Origin of the sequence: Alistipes sp. CAG:29 (assembly GCF_000435435.1) — a bacterium.
GTDB classification, from domain to species: Bacteria; Bacteroidota; Bacteroidia; order Bacteroidales; family Rikenellaceae; genus Alistipes; species Alistipes onderdonkii.
In genome coordinates this window covers 52,403-69,891 of the sequence record NZ_FR893417.1, presented here as the reverse complement: position 1 = coordinate 69,891, position 17,489 = coordinate 52,403, and the positions used below count along the sequence as shown (strand labels likewise).

At 59.2% G+C, this 17,489-nt stretch carries 19 protein-coding genes and 1 pseudogene; 9 read left to right on the top strand and 11 right to left on the bottom strand.

Annotation, left to right across the window (positions count from 1 at the left end):
* From rpsC to rpsL, 11 genes and pseudogenes are all read right to left on the bottom strand, one after another.
* The coding region (rpsC, locus tag QVP03_RS02850) for a 30S ribosomal protein S3 (RefSeq protein ID WP_288210613.1) at positions 1 to 730 on the bottom strand (730 nt) is incomplete at its 3' end.
* 4 nt (positions 731 to 734) lie between these two features.
* Positions 735 to 1,145 (bottom strand): 50S ribosomal protein L22, encoded by a 411-nt coding sequence (rplV, locus tag QVP03_RS02845; protein WP_018696465.1) that lies wholly within the window; start codon positions 1,143 to 1,145, stop codon positions 735 to 737.
* Between the two features lie 7 nt (positions 1,146 to 1,152).
* Positions 1,153 to 1,422 (bottom strand): 30S ribosomal protein S19, encoded by a 270-nt coding sequence (gene rpsS / locus QVP03_RS02840; protein WP_009597568.1) that lies wholly within the window; start codon positions 1,420 to 1,422, stop codon positions 1,153 to 1,155.
* A gap of 17 nt (positions 1,423 to 1,439) precedes the next feature.
* Positions 1,440 to 2,264, bottom strand: coding sequence for a 50S ribosomal protein L2 (gene rplB / locus QVP03_RS02835; protein ID WP_018696466.1), 825 nt, complete (start codon positions 2,262 to 2,264; stop codon positions 1,440 to 1,442).
* 5 nt (positions 2,265 to 2,269) lie between these two features.
* Entirely contained in the window at positions 2,270 to 2,560 is a 291-nt protein-coding gene (gene rplW / locus QVP03_RS02830; RefSeq protein ID WP_018696467.1) for a 50S ribosomal protein L23, read from the bottom strand.
* Between the two features lie 16 nt (positions 2,561 to 2,576).
* Positions 2,577 to 3,203, bottom strand: a complete 627-nt coding sequence (gene rplD, locus QVP03_RS02825) for a 50S ribosomal protein L4 (protein ID WP_018696468.1) — start codon at positions 3,201 to 3,203, stop codon at positions 2,577 to 2,579.
* Between the two features lies 1 nt (position 3,204).
* A complete protein-coding gene (gene rplC / locus QVP03_RS02820) occupies positions 3,205 to 3,819 on the bottom strand; it encodes a 50S ribosomal protein L3 (protein ID WP_022332118.1) in 615 nt (204 codons plus the stop codon).
* 72 nt (positions 3,820 to 3,891) lie between these two features.
* Positions 3,892 to 4,222: pseudogene (rpsJ, locus tag QVP03_RS02815) on the bottom strand (30S ribosomal protein S10).
* 8 nt (positions 4,223 to 4,230) lie between these two features.
* Complete coding sequence (gene fusA / locus QVP03_RS02810; protein ID WP_022332117.1) at positions 4,231 to 6,345, bottom strand: elongation factor G; 2,115 nt, start codon at positions 6,343 to 6,345, stop codon at positions 4,231 to 4,233.
* Between the two features lie 16 nt (positions 6,346 to 6,361).
* Positions 6,362 to 6,838, bottom strand: a complete 477-nt coding sequence (rpsG, locus tag QVP03_RS02805) for a 30S ribosomal protein S7 (RefSeq protein ID WP_022332116.1) — start codon at positions 6,836 to 6,838, stop codon at positions 6,362 to 6,364.
* 38 nt (positions 6,839 to 6,876) lie between these two features.
* Complete coding sequence (gene rpsL / locus QVP03_RS02800; RefSeq protein WP_026318484.1) at positions 6,877 to 7,257, bottom strand: 30S ribosomal protein S12; 381 nt, start codon at positions 7,255 to 7,257, stop codon at positions 6,877 to 6,879.
* A 586-nt stretch (positions 7,258 to 7,843) separates the two neighbouring features.
* On the opposite strand from rpsL, the gene leuS reads away from it, so the two are divergent.
* The 9 genes from leuS to QVP03_RS02755 all read left to right on the top strand — a co-directional run bounded on the left by leuS (position 7,844) and on the right by QVP03_RS02755 (position 17,370).
* Positions 7,844 to 10,600 carry a leucine--tRNA ligase gene (gene leuS, locus QVP03_RS02795; RefSeq protein WP_022332115.1) on the top strand — a complete coding sequence of 919 codons (2,757 nt, stop codon included), beginning with the start codon at positions 7,844 to 7,846 and terminating at the stop codon, positions 10,598 to 10,600.
* Between the two features lie 113 nt (positions 10,601 to 10,713).
* A complete protein-coding gene (locus QVP03_RS02790) occupies positions 10,714 to 11,592 on the top strand; it encodes an alpha/beta hydrolase (protein WP_022332114.1) in 879 nt (292 codons plus the stop codon).
* Between the two features lie 278 nt (positions 11,593 to 11,870).
* Positions 11,871 to 12,956 (top strand): peptide chain release factor 1, encoded by a 1,086-nt coding sequence (gene prfA, locus QVP03_RS02785; protein ID WP_018696477.1) that lies wholly within the window; start codon positions 11,871 to 11,873, stop codon positions 12,954 to 12,956.
* Positions 12,957 to 13,095: 139 nt separating this feature from the next.
* Positions 13,096 to 13,410, top strand: a complete 315-nt coding sequence (locus tag QVP03_RS02780) for an MGMT family protein (protein WP_022332113.1) — start codon at positions 13,096 to 13,098, stop codon at positions 13,408 to 13,410.
* Between the two features lie 258 nt (positions 13,411 to 13,668).
* Positions 13,669 to 14,208, top strand: coding sequence for a TonB-dependent receptor plug domain-containing protein (locus QVP03_RS02775; protein ID WP_022332112.1), 540 nt, complete (start codon positions 13,669 to 13,671; stop codon positions 14,206 to 14,208).
* A 3-nt stretch (positions 14,209 to 14,211) separates the two neighbouring features.
* On the top strand, positions 14,212 to 15,459 hold the full coding sequence (gene xseA, locus QVP03_RS02770) for an exodeoxyribonuclease VII large subunit (protein ID WP_022332111.1): 1,248 nt from the start codon (positions 14,212 to 14,214) through the stop codon (positions 15,457 to 15,459).
* 7 nt (positions 15,460 to 15,466) lie between these two features.
* The gene (locus tag QVP03_RS02765; RefSeq protein WP_022332110.1) at positions 15,467 to 16,390 is read left to right on the top strand and encodes an N-acetylglucosaminyltransferase; all 924 of its coding nucleotides are present in this window, start codon (positions 15,467 to 15,469) and stop codon (positions 16,388 to 16,390) included.
* A gap of 12 nt (positions 16,391 to 16,402) precedes the next feature.
* Entirely contained in the window at positions 16,403 to 16,594 is a 192-nt protein-coding gene (gene xseB, locus QVP03_RS02760) for an exodeoxyribonuclease VII small subunit (protein ID WP_018696481.1), read from the top strand.
* A 2-nt stretch (positions 16,595 to 16,596) separates the two neighbouring features.
* Positions 16,597 to 17,370, top strand: coding sequence for a class I SAM-dependent methyltransferase (locus QVP03_RS02755; RefSeq protein WP_026318485.1), 774 nt, complete (start codon positions 16,597 to 16,599; stop codon positions 17,368 to 17,370).
* Positions 17,371 to 17,489: the final 119 nt, after the last annotated feature.

Genomic DNA, 17,489 nt, shown 5'->3' with positions numbered 1-17,489 from the left:
CGCGCCCGCCCCCCCGGCCACGACGGTCGCCGCGGTCGCCACGCTCACCGCGGTCGCCCGAGGGAGCCTGCGCCGATGCGCCTGCGATTTCGAACAAGTCGCGCTTGCCGTACACGATGCCCTGGCAGATCCAGACCTTCACACCCAGGATACCCACTTTGGTGAGCGCCTCGGTCAGGCAGAAATCCACGTCGGCACGGAACGTGTGCAGCGGAATACGACCCTCCTTTATAGTTTCGCTGCGGGCCATTTCGGCGCCGCCTACACGGCCGGAAACCTGGATCTTGATACCCTCGGCACCCATGCGCATGGTCGACGCTACGGCCGTCTTCACGGCGCGGCGGAACGATACGCGGCCCTCCAGCTGGCGGGCGATGTTCTGGCCGACGATCACGGCATCCACCTCGGGGCGCTTCACCTCGAAGATGTTGATCTGGATCTCCTTGCCGGTGAGCTTCTTCAACTCTTCCTTCAGTTTGTCGACCTCCTGGCCGCCCTTGCCGATGATGATACCCGGACGAGCGGTGGAAATGGTCACCGTAACCAGCTTCAGCGTACGCTCGATGATGATCTTCGAGATGCTTGCCTTGGCCAGACGGACATTCAGGTATTTGCGGATCTTGGCGTCCTCGACCAGCTTCTCGGAGAAGTCCTTGCCGCCGAACCAGTTGGAATCCCAACCGCGGATGATACCAAGACGATTTGCTATCGGATTAACTTTCTGTCCCATCTGATTACTTGTTTTCTACGGTTACCATTTTGTCAACTACGATCGTCACGTGGTTCGAACGCTTGCGGATTCGGTGAGCGCGGCCCTGGGGCGCAGCCTGAATACGCTTCAGCATGCGGCCGCCGTCTACGAACACCTCTTTTACACACAGTTTCGTGTCTTCCAGACGCTCGTTCTCGTTCTTGGCCTCCCAGTTGGCGATTGCCGACTTGAGAAGTTTCTCCATGCGGATCGACGCCTCCTTCTTCGAAAAACGAAGGATGCCCAATGCCTTGTTGATCTCCACGCCGCGGATGATGTCGGCCACCAGGCGCATCTTGCGGGGAGAGGTCGGGCAATCACGCAGAATAGCGATTGCCTTCTGCTTCTTTTCAGCCTTGATTTTCTCGGCTTTTATTGCTTTTCTTGCACCCATTTTCTACCTATTTTTTCTTGTTACCTGCGTGACCGCGGAAGTTACGGGTGGGGGCAAACTCACCGAGCTTGTGCCCTACCATGTTCTCTGTTACATACACCGGAATAAACTTGTTTCCGTTGTGGACAGCGATCGTCTGACCTACGAAATCAGGCGAGATCATACTTGCACGCGACCAAGTTTTGATGACCGACTTTTTGTTGCCTTCCGCCTGGGCGACTACTTTCGCTTCGAGCTTGGGGTCGATAAACGGTCCTTTTTTTAATGAACGGCTCATTATGTACTCTTATTTAATTATTTTTTCTTCTTGGAAATAATAAACTTCGAGGTCGTCTTCTTCGGGTTGCGAGTCTTGTAACCCTTAGCCAGCAGACCCTTGCGCGAACGGGGGTGACCACCGGATGCACGGCCTTCACCACCACCCATCGGGTGATCCACGGGGTTCATCACCACGCCGCGGTTGCGCGGACGGCGGCCGAGCCAACGCTCACGACCTGCCTTGCCGGAGCTTTCGAGGCTGTGGTCGACATTCGACACGACGCCTACCGTAGCACGGCAAGTTACGAGTACCATACGAGTCTCGCCCGAGGGCAGCTTGATGATGGCGAATTTGCCCTCACGAGCCAGCAACTGGGCGTAAGAACCGGCGGAACGAGCCATGGCGGCTCCCTGGCCGGGGTAGAGTTCGATATTGTGGATGACCGTACCCAGCGGAATCTCGCTCAGGAAGAGCGTGTTTCCGACCTCGGGAGCAACGCCTGCGCCGCTCATTACGGTCTGGCCCACCTGGAGGCCGTTCGGTGCGATGATGTAGCTTTTCTCACCGTCGGCGTATACCAGAAGTGCAATACGTGCAGTACGATTGGGATCGTACTCGACAGATTTTACAGTTGCAGCAATGCCGTCCTTCGTGCGCTTGAAGTCGATGTTACGATACATCTGCTTGTGACCGCCGCCGATGTAGCGAACCGTCATCTTACCAGAGTTGTTACGTCCACCCGAGCTCTTCTTGGGGCTGAGCAACGATTTCTCAGGCTTGTTCGTCGTGATTTCCTCGAACGTGCCGATAATCTTATGTCTCGTACCTGCGGTAACAGGTTTAAATTTTTTTACTGCCATCTCCGTTAGATATTACTGTAAAAATCTATCTTATCTCCGTCCTTCAAGGTGACGATAGCCTTCTTGAAGTTGTTAGCGCGACCCTCCAAGAGACCGGCCTTGGTGTAGCGGCTCTTGAGTTTGCCCATGTAGTTCACGGTGTTCACATCCGTCACGACGACGTTGTACATCTGTTCTACGGCATTGCGAATCTGCAGCTTGTTAGCCCTCACGTCAACGATAAAACCGTAGCGATTCAACTTTTCGCCCTGAATCGTCATTTTCTCGGTCAAAACCGGCTTAATAATAATTTCCATTGTGTGTCTTGCGTTTTTAAGCTAACATCGTATTCAATACATTCTCAGCGCCTTCCACCATCACGATCGCCGAAGCGTTCATCACGTCGTACGTGCAGACGTTCTGCGCCAGCACGGGCTGTACGTAGGGGAGGTTGCGGCACGAGAGCTGAAGGTTTGCATTGGACTCCGGGAGAACCAGCAGCACCTTTTTGTCGGCTACTTTCAGCGCATCGGCCAGGGCAACGACGGCCTTGGTCTTGGGGGCATCCATCGAGATGGGCTCCACTACGCTGATGACGCCGGCCTGTGCCTTGTAGGTCAGTGCGCTGCGGCGGGCCAACTGCTTGAGCTTCTTGTTGAGCTTGAAGCTGTAATCGCGGGGCTGGGGGCCGAAGATGCGTCCGCCGCCCGGGAAGAGGGGGGACTTGATGCTGCCGGCACGGGCACCGCCAGTGCCTTTCTGGCGCTTGAGCTTACGCGTCGAACCGGCAACCTCATTGCGCTGCTTCGACTTGTGCGTACCCTGGCGCTGGTCAGCGAGATACTGCTTCACGTCCAGGTAGATAGCGTGGTCATTAGCCTCCACGCCGAAAACGGCATCCGAAAGGACTACCTTACGACCCGTTTCCTTTCCTTGTGTGTTTAAAACAGCTAATTCCATACTACTTCTCAATTGTTAAATAAGCACCTTTTGCACCCGGGATCGAACCTTTCACGAGGATAAGGTTGCTTTCGGGAATAACTTTCAAAACACGCAGGTTCAAAACCTTGACCTGCTCGCCACCCATCTGGCCGGGCAAACGCTTGCCCTTGAAGACACGCGAGGGATAGGACGACGCACCCAGCGAACCGGGTTTGCGCTGACGGTTGTGCTGGCCGTGGGTCTGGCCGCCCACGCCGCCGAAACCGTGGCGTTTCACAACGCCCTGGAAGCCTTTACCTTTCGATATCCCGGTCACGTCGACCCAGTCCTCCTCCGAGAAGAGGTCTACGGTGAGCGTGTCGCCGAGATTCACTTCGGGCATACCCTTGAATTCAGCCATCTTGCGCTTGGGGGTAGTGCCGGCTTTCTTGAAGTGACCTAACAAACTGCTGCTGGTGTGCTTTTCACTTTTCTCGTCATAGGCAATCTGTACCGCTTCGTAGGTATCCTTCTCCACGGTCTTGATTTGCGTAACAACGCACGGCCCAGCCTCAATGACAGTGCATGGTATATTCTTACCCTCGGCACTGTAAACGGAAGTCATTCCGATTTTCTTTCCAATAAGTCCTGACATTTGTTGTCGATTGTTTGTTATAAATAAAGTGATCTTTCGTGCTATACTAATATAGGTACAAGCCTTCCGTTATCACACTTTGATTTCGACCTCCACACCCGAGGGGAGTTCCAGCTTCATCAGTGCGTCGATCGTCTTGGGCGTCGACGAATAGATGTCGAGGATACGCTTGAAGGTGCAGAGCTGGAACTGCTCGCGGGCTTTCTTGTTGACGAAAGTCGAGCGGTTGACCGTTGACGAAAGTCGAGCGGTGCACCGTGAAAATCTGCTTGCGCGTGGGAAGGGGCACCGGGCCGCTTACAACGGCGCCCGTGCTCTTCACGGTCTTCACAATCTTCTCGGCCGACTTGTCCACGAGATTGTGATCGAATGACTTTAACTTGATTCTAATCTTCTGGTTCATATGTTTGCTTATTCTATATCCTTACGTTTACCACTCGCTTTCTCGATGATCTCCTTAGCCAGGTTGGCAGGAACCTCCTCGAAGTGCGAGAACTCCATAGACGAGGTTGCACGGCCCGACGAGATCGTACGCAGCACGGTCACATAGCCGAACATCTCCGACAGGGGAACCTTGGCTTTCACCACGCGGGCGGTGCCTTTCGACTCCATGCCGGTGATCTGGCCGCGGCGCTTGTTCAGGTCGCCGATAATGTCGCCCATGTTCTCCTCGGGGGTCACGACCTCCACGGACATGATGGGCTCCATAATCACCGAGCCGGCCTTGGGGGCAGCGTTGCGATAACCGTTGCGGGCAGCGATTTCGAACGACAGCTGGTCGGAGTCCACGGGGTGGAACGAACCGTCGAGCAGCGTAATCTTCATCGAGTCCATCTTGTAACCGGCCAGCGCACCGTTGGTCATCGCCGAAGCAAAGCCCTTCTGCACCGCAGGGATGAACTCCTTGGGAATATTACCGCCCTTGACCTGGTCAACGAACGTAAGGCCCATCGCACCGTCGTCGGCAGGGCCGATCTCGAAGATGATGTCGGCGAACTTACCACGGCCACCGGTCTGCTTCTTGAACACCTCGCGGTGCTGAACCGTCTTGGTAAGCGACTCCTTGTAGTTGACCTGGGGGGCACCCTGGTTGATCTCGACGCCGAACTCACGGCGCAGACGGTCGACGATGATGTCGAGGTGCAACTCACCCATACCGCTGATGACGGTCTGGCCCGAATCCTCGTCGGTGTGAACCGTAAAGGTGGGGTCTTCCTCAGCCAGTTTCGACAGGGCGATGCCGAGCTTGTCCAGATCCTTCTGGGTCTTGGGCTCGACGGCCAGGCCGATCACCGGTTCGGGGAAGGTCATCTGCTCCAGGACGATCGGTGCGTTCTCGGCGCAGAGCGTGTCGCCCGTATGGATCTCCTTGAAACCTACGGCAGCGCAGATGTCGCCGGCCGATACGGTCTCCATGGGGTTCTGCTTGTTGGCGTGCATCTGGTAAATACGGCTGATACGCTCGCGTTTGCCGCTGCGGGAGTTGAGCACGTACGAACCTGCATCGAGCTTACCCGAATAGATACGCACGAAGCACAGGCGGCCTACGAAGGGGTCGGTGGCGATCTTGAACGCCAGACCGCAGAACGGATCGTTCTCCGACGCATGGCGCACCTCTTCCTGCTCGGTCTTGGGGTTGACACCCGTCACGGCGGGCACGTCCAGCGGCGAGGGCAGGAACGCAATGACATAGTCGAGCAGTTTCTGTACGCCTTTGTTGTGGAACGACGAACCGCAGAGCATCGGAACGACCTGCATCGAGATCGTAGCCTTGCGGATGGCTGCGAGCAGTTCCTCGGGGGTGATCGAATCGGGATCCTCGAAGAACTTCTCCATCAGCGCCTCGTCGGTCGAAGCGACCTCTTCGATGAGTTTCGCACGCCATTCGGCAGCCTCCTCGGCCATCGAGGCGGGAATCTCCTTCAGTTCGAAGTTATCGCGGACGGACTTGTCGTCGTAGTAATAGATCGCATTATTATATATAAGGTCTACCAATCCTTCGAACTTGTCCTCGGCACCGATCGGCAGGACGACCGGAAGGGCCGTAGCACCGAAGTGCTCCTTGATCTGTGCGCAGACTGCCAGGAAATCGGCGCCCGTACGGTCCATCTTGTTGACGTAGCCGATACGGGGGACATTGTACTTGTCCGCCTGGCGCCATACGGTCTCCGACTGGGGCTCTACGCCGCCTACGGCGCAGAACGTCGCAACGGCGCCGTCCAGCACGCGGAGCGAACGCTCCACCTCGACCGTAAAGTCGACGTGTCCCGGGGTGTCGATCAGGTTGATCTGGTACTGTTTGTCCTTATAGTTCCAGAATGCGGTGGTAGCGGCCGAGGTAATGGTGATACCGCGCTCCTGCTCCTGAACCATCCAGTCCATCGTAGCGCCGCCTTCGTGTACCTCACCGATCTTGTGGGTTTTACCCGTGTAAAAAAGGATACGCTCCGACGTGGTGGTCTTACCGGCATCGATGTGTGCCATGATACCGATATTGCGAGTGTAATGTAAATCTCTGGTTGCCATCTGTTCGGTCTCCTTATTAGAATCTAAAGTGTGCGAATGCCTTGTTGGCCTCGGCCATGCGGTGCATCTCCTCCTTGCGTTTGAAGGCGGCGCCCTGCTGGTTGAAGGCATCCATTATCTCTGCTGAGAGCCTATCTGCCATCGTCTTTCCGGCGCGCTTGCGAGAATAGAGGACAAGGTTTTTCATGGAAATAGAAATCTTGCGCTCCGGACGAACCTCCATAGGAACCTGGAACGTCGCACCTCCGATACGCTTCGATTTCACTTCGACTTGGGGCGTGATGTTCTCCAGGGCCTGTTTCCAGATTTCCAGGGGAGATTTATCAGCATCCTTCATCTTCTTGCCTACCAGATCCAACGCATCGTAGAAAATGGTGTAGGCAATACTCTTCTTACCGTCCAACATAAGGTTGTTGACGAAACGGGTCACAGACACGTCGCCGAACTTGGGATCCGGAAGTAGAATTCGCTTTTTTGGCTTAGCTTTTCTCATTGTTTATTCGAAAATTGTCTAATTAATGTTTCTCGTGATTATTTACCTGCCTTGGGGCGCTTTGCACCGTACTTCGAACGGCGCTGGCGACGACCGTCGACACCAGCCGAGTCGAGCGCACCGCGCACGAGGTGGTAACGTACACCGGGGAGGTCTTTCACACGACCGCCGCGGACGAGCACGATGGAGTGCTCCTGCAAGTTGTGGCCTTCACCGGGGATGTAGGCGTTGACCTCCTTGCCGTTGGTCAATCTTACACGCGCAACCTTACGCATAGCCGAGTTAGGCTTCTTCGGGGTCGTGGTGTACACACGGGTACATACGCCTCGGCGCTGGGGACACGCTGCGAGTGCCGGAGACTTGCTCTTGTCCTCCATGCTCACTCGACCGTTTCTCACTAACTGTTGAATAGTTGGCATTTCTTAAACTGTCCTTTAATTGTTAAAAAATCTATCTCCATTGTCCAAAATGGACTGCAAAGGTACGCAATTTTTCGGAAATACAATATATATGCACATCTTTTTTCGCCTTTTTACAGCATTTTAGCCGACTTGCAATTCTTTTTATTTATAAAATCATCAAAATAATAAGTATTAGTTATGCAAAATTCAACAATCGGTTTGTCATCAGCACGATAGCGGCTTCGAATACGACAGGGGAATGAGGTACGGGCTCGACCCCGGAAGGCGAACCGGGCCGAAACCTGCGGGCTTCGACCCCCATACCGCAGGCTGCAAGACACCGGGCGGGAAAGCCGTGGCGACGCTCCGGGAAAACGACACAGAACTCGACATACACAGCCACAACCACAGCCACGGCAAAGCCTATTCGATATGCGTCGTACCGCGCTACGACTGGCCGGCAGCACCGCCGAAACAGCGACGGGACACGGCCAAAACGGCTGCGTCCCGTTTTTTATGCCGCGACGCCGCCAAAAAAGACGACAAAACAAGAAACTTTTGCTATTTTTGCAGGAAAATCCGAAACAAACCGTTACGAAGAGCTATGGAGTACAATTTCAAGGAGATCGAGCCCAAGTGGCAGCGCCGCTGGCAGGAAAATAAAACCTACAAGGTCGAGACCGACCCGTCGCGGCCCAAATTCTACGTGCTCGACATGTTCCCCTACCCGTCGGGCGCCGGCCTGCACGTAGGCCATCCGCTGGGCTATATCGCCTCGGACATCTACTCGCGCTACAAACGCCAGAAAGGCTTCAACGTCCTGCACCCGATGGGATACGACGCCTTCGGCCTGCCCGCCGAGCAGTACGCCATACAGACCGGCCAGCACCCCGCCGTGACGACCGAGCGGAACATCGCCCGCTACCGCGAGCAGCTCGACAAGATCGGGTTCTCGTTCGACTGGGATCGCGAGGTGCGCACTTGCGACCCCGCCTATTACAAATGGACGCAGTGGGCGTTCCTCAAGATGTTCGGCTCCTATTACTGCTATGACAAGCAGCAGGCGCGCCCGATCGAAGAGCTGACCGCGGCCTTCGAACAAGGCGGCACCCAGGGACTGAACGTGGCCTACACGCAGGAACTGCATTTCACGGCCGAAGAATGGCGCGCCATGCCGGAGGAGGAGAAGGAACGGACGCTCCACAACTACCGCCTCGCGTTCCGTGCCGACACGATGGTCAACTGGTGCCCGGCGCTGGGAACCGTGCTCGCCAACGACGAAGTGCACGACGGGCTTTCGGTGCGCGGCGGCCATCCGGTCGAGCAGAAACGGATGAAACAGTGGCTTCTGCGCGTGACGGCCTACGCCCAGCGCATGCTCGACGGGCTGGACAGGCTCGCATGGAGCGACTCTTTGAAAGAGATCCAGCGCAACTGGATCGGCCGTTCGGAGGGGGCCCAGGTCTTCTTCGACATAAAGGATTCGGCGCGCAAACTCGAAATATTCACCACCCGCCCCGACACGATATTCGGCGTGACCTTCATGGTCATCGCCCCCGAACACGAGTGGGTGGGCGAACTGACCACGCCCGGCAACAAGGCCGCCGTCGAGGAGTACATCTGCCAGGCCAAGAAACGCTCCGAGCGTGAGCGCATCGCCGAGACCAAACGCGTAAGCGGCGTGGCGACAGGATCTTACGCCATCAATCCCTTCACCGGCAAGGCCATCCCGATCTACATCTCGGACTACGTGCTGGCCGGCTACGGGACGGGGGCCATCATGGCCGTCCCGGCGCACGACTCGCGCGACTACGCCTTCGCCCGCCATTTCGGACTGGAGATCGTCCCGGTAGTCGAAGGCGGAGACATTTCGCAGGAGTCGTACGATGCCAAATCGGGCAAAGTAATCAACTCGGATTTCCTCGACGGCAAGGATGTAAAGGAGGCGATTAGGATCATGTTCGACCAAATCGAGCGACGCGGATTGGGCCGCAAACGCATCAACTACCGCCTGCGCGACGCCATCTTCTCGCGCCAGCGCTACTGGGGCGAGCCGTTCCCGATCTATTACCGGGGCGACGTGGCCTGCCCGCTCGCCGAGGACAAACTGCCGCTCGAGCTGCCGCCCATCGCCGACTTCGGCCCCACCGAACAGGGCGAGCCGCCGCTGGCGCGCGCCACGAATTGGGCGACGCCGGAGGGCTATCCCTACGAGCTGTCGACCATGCCCGGATTCGCTGGGTCGTCGGCCTACTACCTGCGTTACATGGATCCGCACAACGACGAGGCGCTCGTCGGCCGTGAAGCCGACGAATACTGGCGCAACGTCGACCTCTACGTGGGCGGCATCGAGCACGCCACGGGACACCTCATGTACTCGCGGTTCTGGAACATGTTCCTCTACGACCTGGGCGTCGTCTGCGAAGAGGAGCCGTTCCGCAAACTCGTCAACCAGGGCATGATCCAGGGGCGCTCGAATTTCGTCTACCGCATCGTCGGCACCAACAAATTCGTGTCGCTCGGCCTGAAAGACCAGTACCAGACCCAGGCGCTCTATGTCGACGTGAACATCGTCCGCAACGACATCCTCGACCTGGACGCCTTCCGCGCCTGGATGCCCGAATACAAGGACGCCGAATTCATCCTCGAGGACGGCAGGTACGTCTGCGGCTGGGCCATCGAGAAGATGTCCAAGTCGTTCTACAACGTCGTGAACCCCGACTACATCGTCGACAACTACGGCGCCGACACGCTGCGCATGTACGAAATGTTCCTCGGCCCGCTCGAACAGTCCAAACCCTGGGACACGAACGGCATCGACGGCGTCTACAAGTTCCTGCGCCGTTTCTGGCGCCTGTTCTACGACCGCGACGGCAAGCTGGTGCTCACCGACGAAAAGGCGACCGAAAAGGAGCTTCGCACGCTGCACAAAACGATCAAAAAGGTCAGCGAGGACATCGAGAACTTCTCGTTCAACACCTCCGTCGCCGCCTTCATGATCTGCCTCAACGAATTGGGCGAATGCAACAAGCGCGAGGTGCTCGAGCCGCTGACCGTCCTGCTGGCACCCTTCGCTCCGCATATCGCCGAGGAGCTGTGGGAAACGCTGGGACACACGACCTCGGTCTGCACGGCAAGCTACCCCGCCTACGATGAGAAACACCTCGCGCAGAGCGCCTTCGAATACCCGGTTTCGGTCAACGGCAAACTCCGTTTCAAGAAGGAGTACGCCACGTCGATGACGCCCGCCCAGATCCAGGCCGACGTCGTGACGCAGCCCGAGGCGCAGAAATGGCTCGAAGGCAAGGCCCCGAAGAAAGTCATCGTCGTCCCGGGCAAGATCATCAACATCGTGATCTGACGCACCCCGGCGCAAGGCGCCACCGACGCCCCCGACACGGCGGATGCGGTCGAATCCGCGCCCGCATTCCCGGACAACCCGCCCCGCCCTGCGGGGACAAAAACGATAAGACCATGAGACGACCACACACACTGCTCGCCACCCTCCTGCTCGCCGCAGGCACGGCGGCCGCACAGGACTACGGACAAGCTGCGACGCTGAAAATCTGGGACAACACGACGGCGCCCCACAGCAACGGCATCGCCACGCCCGAACGGGAACCCGAGCCGAACCGGATTGCCGACGTTTCGCAGGCCGTGCTCTACATCTTCCCGGCCGACCCCGCAAAAGCGACGGGGCAGGCCGTCGTGATCTGCCCGGGCGGGGGCTACGTGAAACTGTGCATCGACTACGAAGGTTACGACATGGCCAAGTGGTTCGCCGCCAACGGCATCACGGCCGCCGTACTCAAATACCGCATGCCCAACGGCCACCCCGAGGTGCCGCTGGAGGACGTCGAACAGGCGCTGCGCATCATGATGGGGCTCGAAGCGGGCGCCACCGGGTTCACGGCCGGCAAGGTCGGCATCGTGGGCAGCTCGGCAGGCGGTCACCTCGCGGCCTCGGCCTCGACGTTGGCCGAGACCAAGCCCGCCTTCTCGATCCTTTTCTACCCGGTCATCACGGCCGAAAAGGGCAAAGGGCACCAGGGGTCGTTCAACGCCCTGCTGGGCGGCAGCCGCAATGCGGAGAGCGACACGTGGTATTCGCTCCAGAACCGCGTGACGGCACAGACCCCGCCGACGCTGCTGCTGCTTTCGGACGACGACAAGGTCGTGCCGCCCGTCAACGGCATCCTCTATTACAACGCCCTCAAGGAGCACGGCGTGAAAGCCTCGATGCACATCTACCCCACCGGCGGGCACGGCTGGGGCATCCGCGACCACTTCGAATACAAGGAGCAGTGGCAACAGGCAACGCTAGACTGGCTGAAAAAGCTGAACGAAGCATAGAATCCAGCTTCCGTGCTCCTGCGGCAACCCGGCCTGCCCGGCTGCGTGGATGTCGGGATACGACCGGCCACAAGCCGCAAAAGCGCAGGGAGGGAACTCGCGGAAGCCGTAGTGCAGGCAGCCGTACAGGAGTTCGGCCAACAGGTTCGTTCCCGCCGGGAGTCGGATTGGCCTGCGGGGCAATAATCTCCCCACGGAGAGGCGCAGCCCCGTTTTTTCAGACGGCGCATTGCCGTTTGACGATTATTGCGTATCTTTGCCGGCAAAATCAAGGATTTATGGCAGACAACAGCATTTTGAGCCGTCTCGACGGCCTGAAACTCAAATACGAGGAGACGGGGCAGAAACTCACCGACCCCGAAGTCATCGCCGACGTCAAACAGTTCGTGCAGCTCAACAAGGAGTACAAGGAGCTGGAGCCGATCATCGAAACCTCGGAACGCTACCGCACGGCGCTGGCCAACCTGGCCGAAGCCAAGGACATCCTCTCCAACGACAAGGACGAGGAGATGCGCGAAATGGCTCGCGGCGAGATCACCGAACTGGAGCCGGCCATCGAGCAGATGGAAGAGCAGATCAAACTGCTGCTGATCCCCAAAGACCCGCAGGACTCGAAGAACGCCATCATGGAGATCCGCGGCGGCACGGGCGGCGACGAGGCGGCCATCTTCGCCGGCGACCTGCTGCGCATGTATACCAAATACATCGAGTCGAAGGGCTGGCGCTACGAAATGACATCGTTCTCGGACGGTGCCGCGGGAGGCTACAAGGAGGTCGTCCTCAAAGTCACGGGGCAGAACGTCTACGGCACGCTCAAATACGAATCGGGCGTACACCGCGTACAGCGCGTGCCACAGACCGAGACGCAGGGCCGCGTCCACACGTCGGCCGCCTCGGTGGCCGTACTGCCCGAAGCCGAGGAATTCGACGTCGAGATCTCGATGAACGACATCCGCAAGGACATCTTCTGCGCCTCGGGGCCGGGCGGACAGTCGGTCAACACGACCTATTCGGCCATCCGCCTGACGCACATCCCCACGGGCATCGTCGTACAGTGCCAGGATCAGAAATCACAGCTCAAGAACTTCGACAAGGCCTTCGAAGAGTTGCGTACGCGCGTGTTCAACCTCGAATACTCGAAATACCTCGACGAGATCGCCTCGAAGCGCAAGACGATGGTCTCGACGGGCGACCGCTCGGCCAAGATCCGCACCTACAACTACCCGCAGGGACGTATCACCGACCACCGCATCAACTATACGATCTACAACCTCTCGGCCTTCATGGACGGTGACATTCAGGACGTGATCGACCACCTGATCGTAGCGGAGAACGCCGAGCGCCTGAAGGAAAGCGAGTTGTAAAAACCGTCCCCATGGGAGCCCCCATCCCCGCATGCGTACTGCCCCCGTCCGGGCCGGCTGCACCGGGGCAACCCCTGCCTTCCATGGCCAACGGGCTTGGACGGGGAACCCGCCGCAAACCGCTATCGACCGAAAACCATTGCAAACCGACAAACTGACAGGCCGGGCATTCGACGACGAGGTATATGCCGTCGTGGCGCAAATCCCCGCCGGGAAGATCGTTTCCTACAAGCAGATCGCCCGGCTGATCGGCATGCCCGACCACGCCCGCCGCGTAGGCCGTGCCATGGCCTCCGCCCCGGCAGAACTCCCCTGCCATCGCGTGGTCAACAGCGCCGGGCGCACCGCCCCCGGCTGGCCGCAGCAACGGGAATTGCTCGAAAAGGAAGGCGTTCGCTTCAAGGCCAACGGCTGCGCCGACGTCGTCCGCTTCATGTGGGAGGAAATCCTGTAACCCGCATCGCACCTGCCCCACGACCGGAACCCGCATCGGGAGCTGCGACGGGAAGAGCACCGGGAACCCCGCCGGGAAGGGCATTCGCCCCACCCCGCCGGACACGATCGCCCGGCAGGCCGCGGCAACATATCGCCGGAAAAAATTTGGCATTCCGCACCAAAACCGTTATCTTCGCATCATCCCGCATACGCTCCGGACATACTGCGGCGGGCAATATTCCCCGCCGGGGATGCGTTTACCGGGAAAAAGCACCGCATGAAAAGATACATCCTGCTCCTATCCGCACTCTTTGCCGCGACACTCTCCGCCGTGGCGCAGCGTCCCCTGTATATCGTCAACGGCGTCGAAACCGAAGAGATCGAATCGATCCCGCCCGACGACATCGAAAATATCGAATCCCTGCCGGCCGACGAGGAAACCATCGCCCGCTACGGGGAAAAAGCCGCCAACGGGGTAATACTCATCTCGCTCCGCTACGACAAACCCGCTATCTTCGAGGCCGGCACGACCTTCGACGAGTACATCGCCGGGCAGGTCAAATGGGACGACGACGAACCGGCAGCCCGCATCATACTGCGCTACACCGTAACTCCCGAAGGCAAGGCCGTCCTGGCGCAGGAGCTCGAATCGACGGACAACCGCCTCAAGCGGCGCGTGCTGAAGGCACTCTCCGAAGCCCCGCACTGGCACCCGGCGCAGAAAAACGGCGTCGCCGTCGCAAGCGAAGGGGTGCTGCACATCCAGCTCCCCAAGGGCAAGCGGATGCCCCGTCCCGTAGAACTGGTTTGGCGCTGACCCATGCTGCCGCACGCCCATATCACCCTGTCGGAATTACAACGGCTCGTGAAGGAGACCCTCCACGAGCGTTTTGCCTTGCCCGTCTGGGTGAGCGCCGAGATCTCCGAGGTCAAAGTCAACTATTCGGGGCACTGCTACCTGGAACTCGTCGAGAAAGGGGGCGATAACGGCGTGCCGCTGGCACAGTCGCGCGCCGTGATCTGGCGCACGGCCTACTCCCGCATCGCGGGCTATTTCGAGGCCGAAACCGGGCAGCGGCTCGCCGCAGGGATCAAGATCCTGGCCAAAGTCGCCGTCAACTATCACGAACTCTACGGATTCTCGCTCCAGATCACCGACATCGACCCTGCCTACACGCTGGGCGACATGCAGCGGCAGCGGCAGCAGACCATCGACTGCCTGCGCAAGGAGGGCGTGTGGGACATGAACCGCGAGGTCGGGATGCCCGCCGTCGTACAGCGCATAGCCATCGTTTCGAGCGCCAATGCCGCCGGCTACCAGGATTTCTGCAAGGAGATCGGCAAAAGCCCCTACCGGTTCCGCCTCACGCTCTTCGATGCGTTCATGCAGGGTGCGGCGGCCGAGGAGTCGATCGTTGCGGCGCTGTGCGCCGTGGCCGACCGCATGGAGGAGTTCGACGCCGTGGTCATCATCCGCGGCGGCGGTTCGGCCAGCGACCTCAACTGCTTCAATGCCTACCGGCTCTGCACCCACGTGGCGCAGTTCCCGCTGCCGGTGCTGACGGGTATCGGCCATGACAAGGACACGAGCGTGGCGGACATGGTGGCGCATACGGCGCTAAAAACCCCGACGGCGGTGGCCGGATGGCTCGTGGAGCGGATGGACACGATCGACGCATGGCTCGACAACGCCGCCCTGCAACTGCGCGACAACGTACTGGTCACCTCGCGGACACAGGAACTGCGGCTTCAGGAGCTGTCCAGCCACCTGCTCTTCCATGCCAAGGGGCTGCTCAGACAACGGGAAATGGCCCTGGAGCAGATGCGCGAAACCCTCGCGGCCAGTGCCGGGAATTTCCTCGCACGCCAGACGTCCCGGCTCGGCAATGCGGCCGAACTGGTCGCCGGACGCTCCCCGGAGCGTATCCTGCGGCTGGGCTTCGCCATCGTCCGCACGGACGGCAAAGCCGTTTTCTCCGCCGCACAAGTCGGAAAAGGCGACACGCTCGACATCGAGGTCGCCGACGGCCGCATCGAAGGCACCGTTCAATACACCGAAACGAAATGACCCCGCCATGAAAGAGGACACCCCTTTCCGGATCGCGTTCTGCGTGCTGTGCCACAAGTACACGCCCGTGCTGGCGGAACTCGTGCACCAGCTCGATGCACCCGGCAACGGGCTGTTCATCCATGTGGACGGCAAGGCGGACATCGGGGCCTTCGCCGCACTCGGCAAGACCGGGCGCGTTTGTTTCGTCGAACCGCGTACGAAAGTCTACTGGGGCGGATTCGGCATGGTAGAAAGTACGCTCCGGCTTTTCTCGGCGACACGCGACGGGGGTTTCCGTTACGTCGTCCTGATTTCGGGCGACACCCTGCCGTTATACCCTGCCGAAACGATACGTACGGTACTCCGGGAAGCCTATGCCCGGGGACGGCAGTTCATTTCGGCCAATCCGTCCATCACCCCCGAAGAGGCCGACCGGATACGCCGGAGGAGGTTCTGCCCCGACAAATCGACCTTCGCCCGCCGCTTGCTGCGGATCGCCATGAAATGCACCATGCGTGCGGACAACCCTTTTTTCGACCGGCTCCCGCCGCTGGAGAAAGGCAGCCAGTGGATTGCGATTACGGATCGTATGCGCGATTTCATCTTCGATTACCTCGCTGCACACCCGGACTTTATCCCTGCATTTCGGTACAGCCATGCAGCCGATGAAATGTTCTTCCATACGCTGCTCGGCGACTCCCCATTTGCCGGGTACAACGCGAATTATTCGCTTGTCCATGCCGACTGGTCGCACCCCGGGGCACACCCGAAAACATTGTCCACAAGCGACTTGTCCCAACTGTCCGTGCTCAAGTCGAGGGGGGGGGAAATTCCCCGCTTTTCGCCCGCAAGTTCGACGACGGGCTGGACATCGCCCGCTACCGCGAAATCCTGTTCGGGCAGGGAACTAAGGCTGCACGGTAAGGGCACGATGAGAAACAGTTGTTAAACCACGAGAGATATGGCAAAGAAAAAAGAACCGGCCTACGCCGAGGCGATCGCCGAGATCGAGAAAATCCTCGCCCGCTTCCGCAGCGAAGAGATGGATGTGGACAGCCTCGCCGCCGAGGTGAAACGCGCCACGGAGCTGATCGCAAGCTGCAAAGCGCGCCTGCACAAGGCCGAAGAGGAAGTATCGAAGATTCTGGAATGACGATGAAAAAACTGATCAAATGGACGCTTAACCACGTGCCACGGCCGCTCCTGCAACGCATCGCGGGCTGGGCCGTGCCGATGGCGGGCCTGTTTTACAGGGGACGCGGCGCCGAGTGCCCCGTATGCGGAGCCAAATACCGGAAATTCCTGCCCTACGGCTACGTGCATACACGCGCCAATGCACTCTGCCCCAAATGCCTGTCACTGGAACGCCACCGGCTGCTGTGGCTCTACCTCACGCGCGAGACTGACCTGCTCAAATGCTATCCCCGCACGCTCCACATCGCGCCCGAGGTCTGCATCATGCGCCACCTGAAACCCCATTTTGCGGGGCATCCGGGGCAATACGTCACGGCCGACCTCGAAAGCCCGCTGGCCGACCTGCATTTCGACGTACAGCAAATCCCGCTGGCCGACGATTCGGTCGACGTCATCCTCTGCAACCACCTGCTCGAACACGTCGCCGACGACCGCAAGGCGCTCGGCGAACTCTACCGCATCCTCAAACCCGGCGGCTGGGGCATCCTGCTCTCGCCCGTGGAGGCGGATTACGAACAGACCTTCGAGGATGACACGATCACCGACCCCGACGAGCGCACGCGCATCTTCGGGCAATACGACCACCGCCGCATCTACGGCGCGGACTACACAGACCGGCTGCGCGCCGCGGGCTTCGAGGCCGCGGATATCGACTACGCCGCGAGCTTCACCGACGCAGAGCGGAAACTGTACGCCCTGCCCGCGGATCACATCTACGCCGTCTATAAGCACTGACCCGGCAACCGGACACGGTGCCCGCAGCCTCGCCCGGCAGCCTGGGACGCCCGGGGTGTCTGAAGTGTCCGAGGTGTCCGAGGTGTCCGGAATATTTTCCGGGGTTCCCTGCTTAGGCC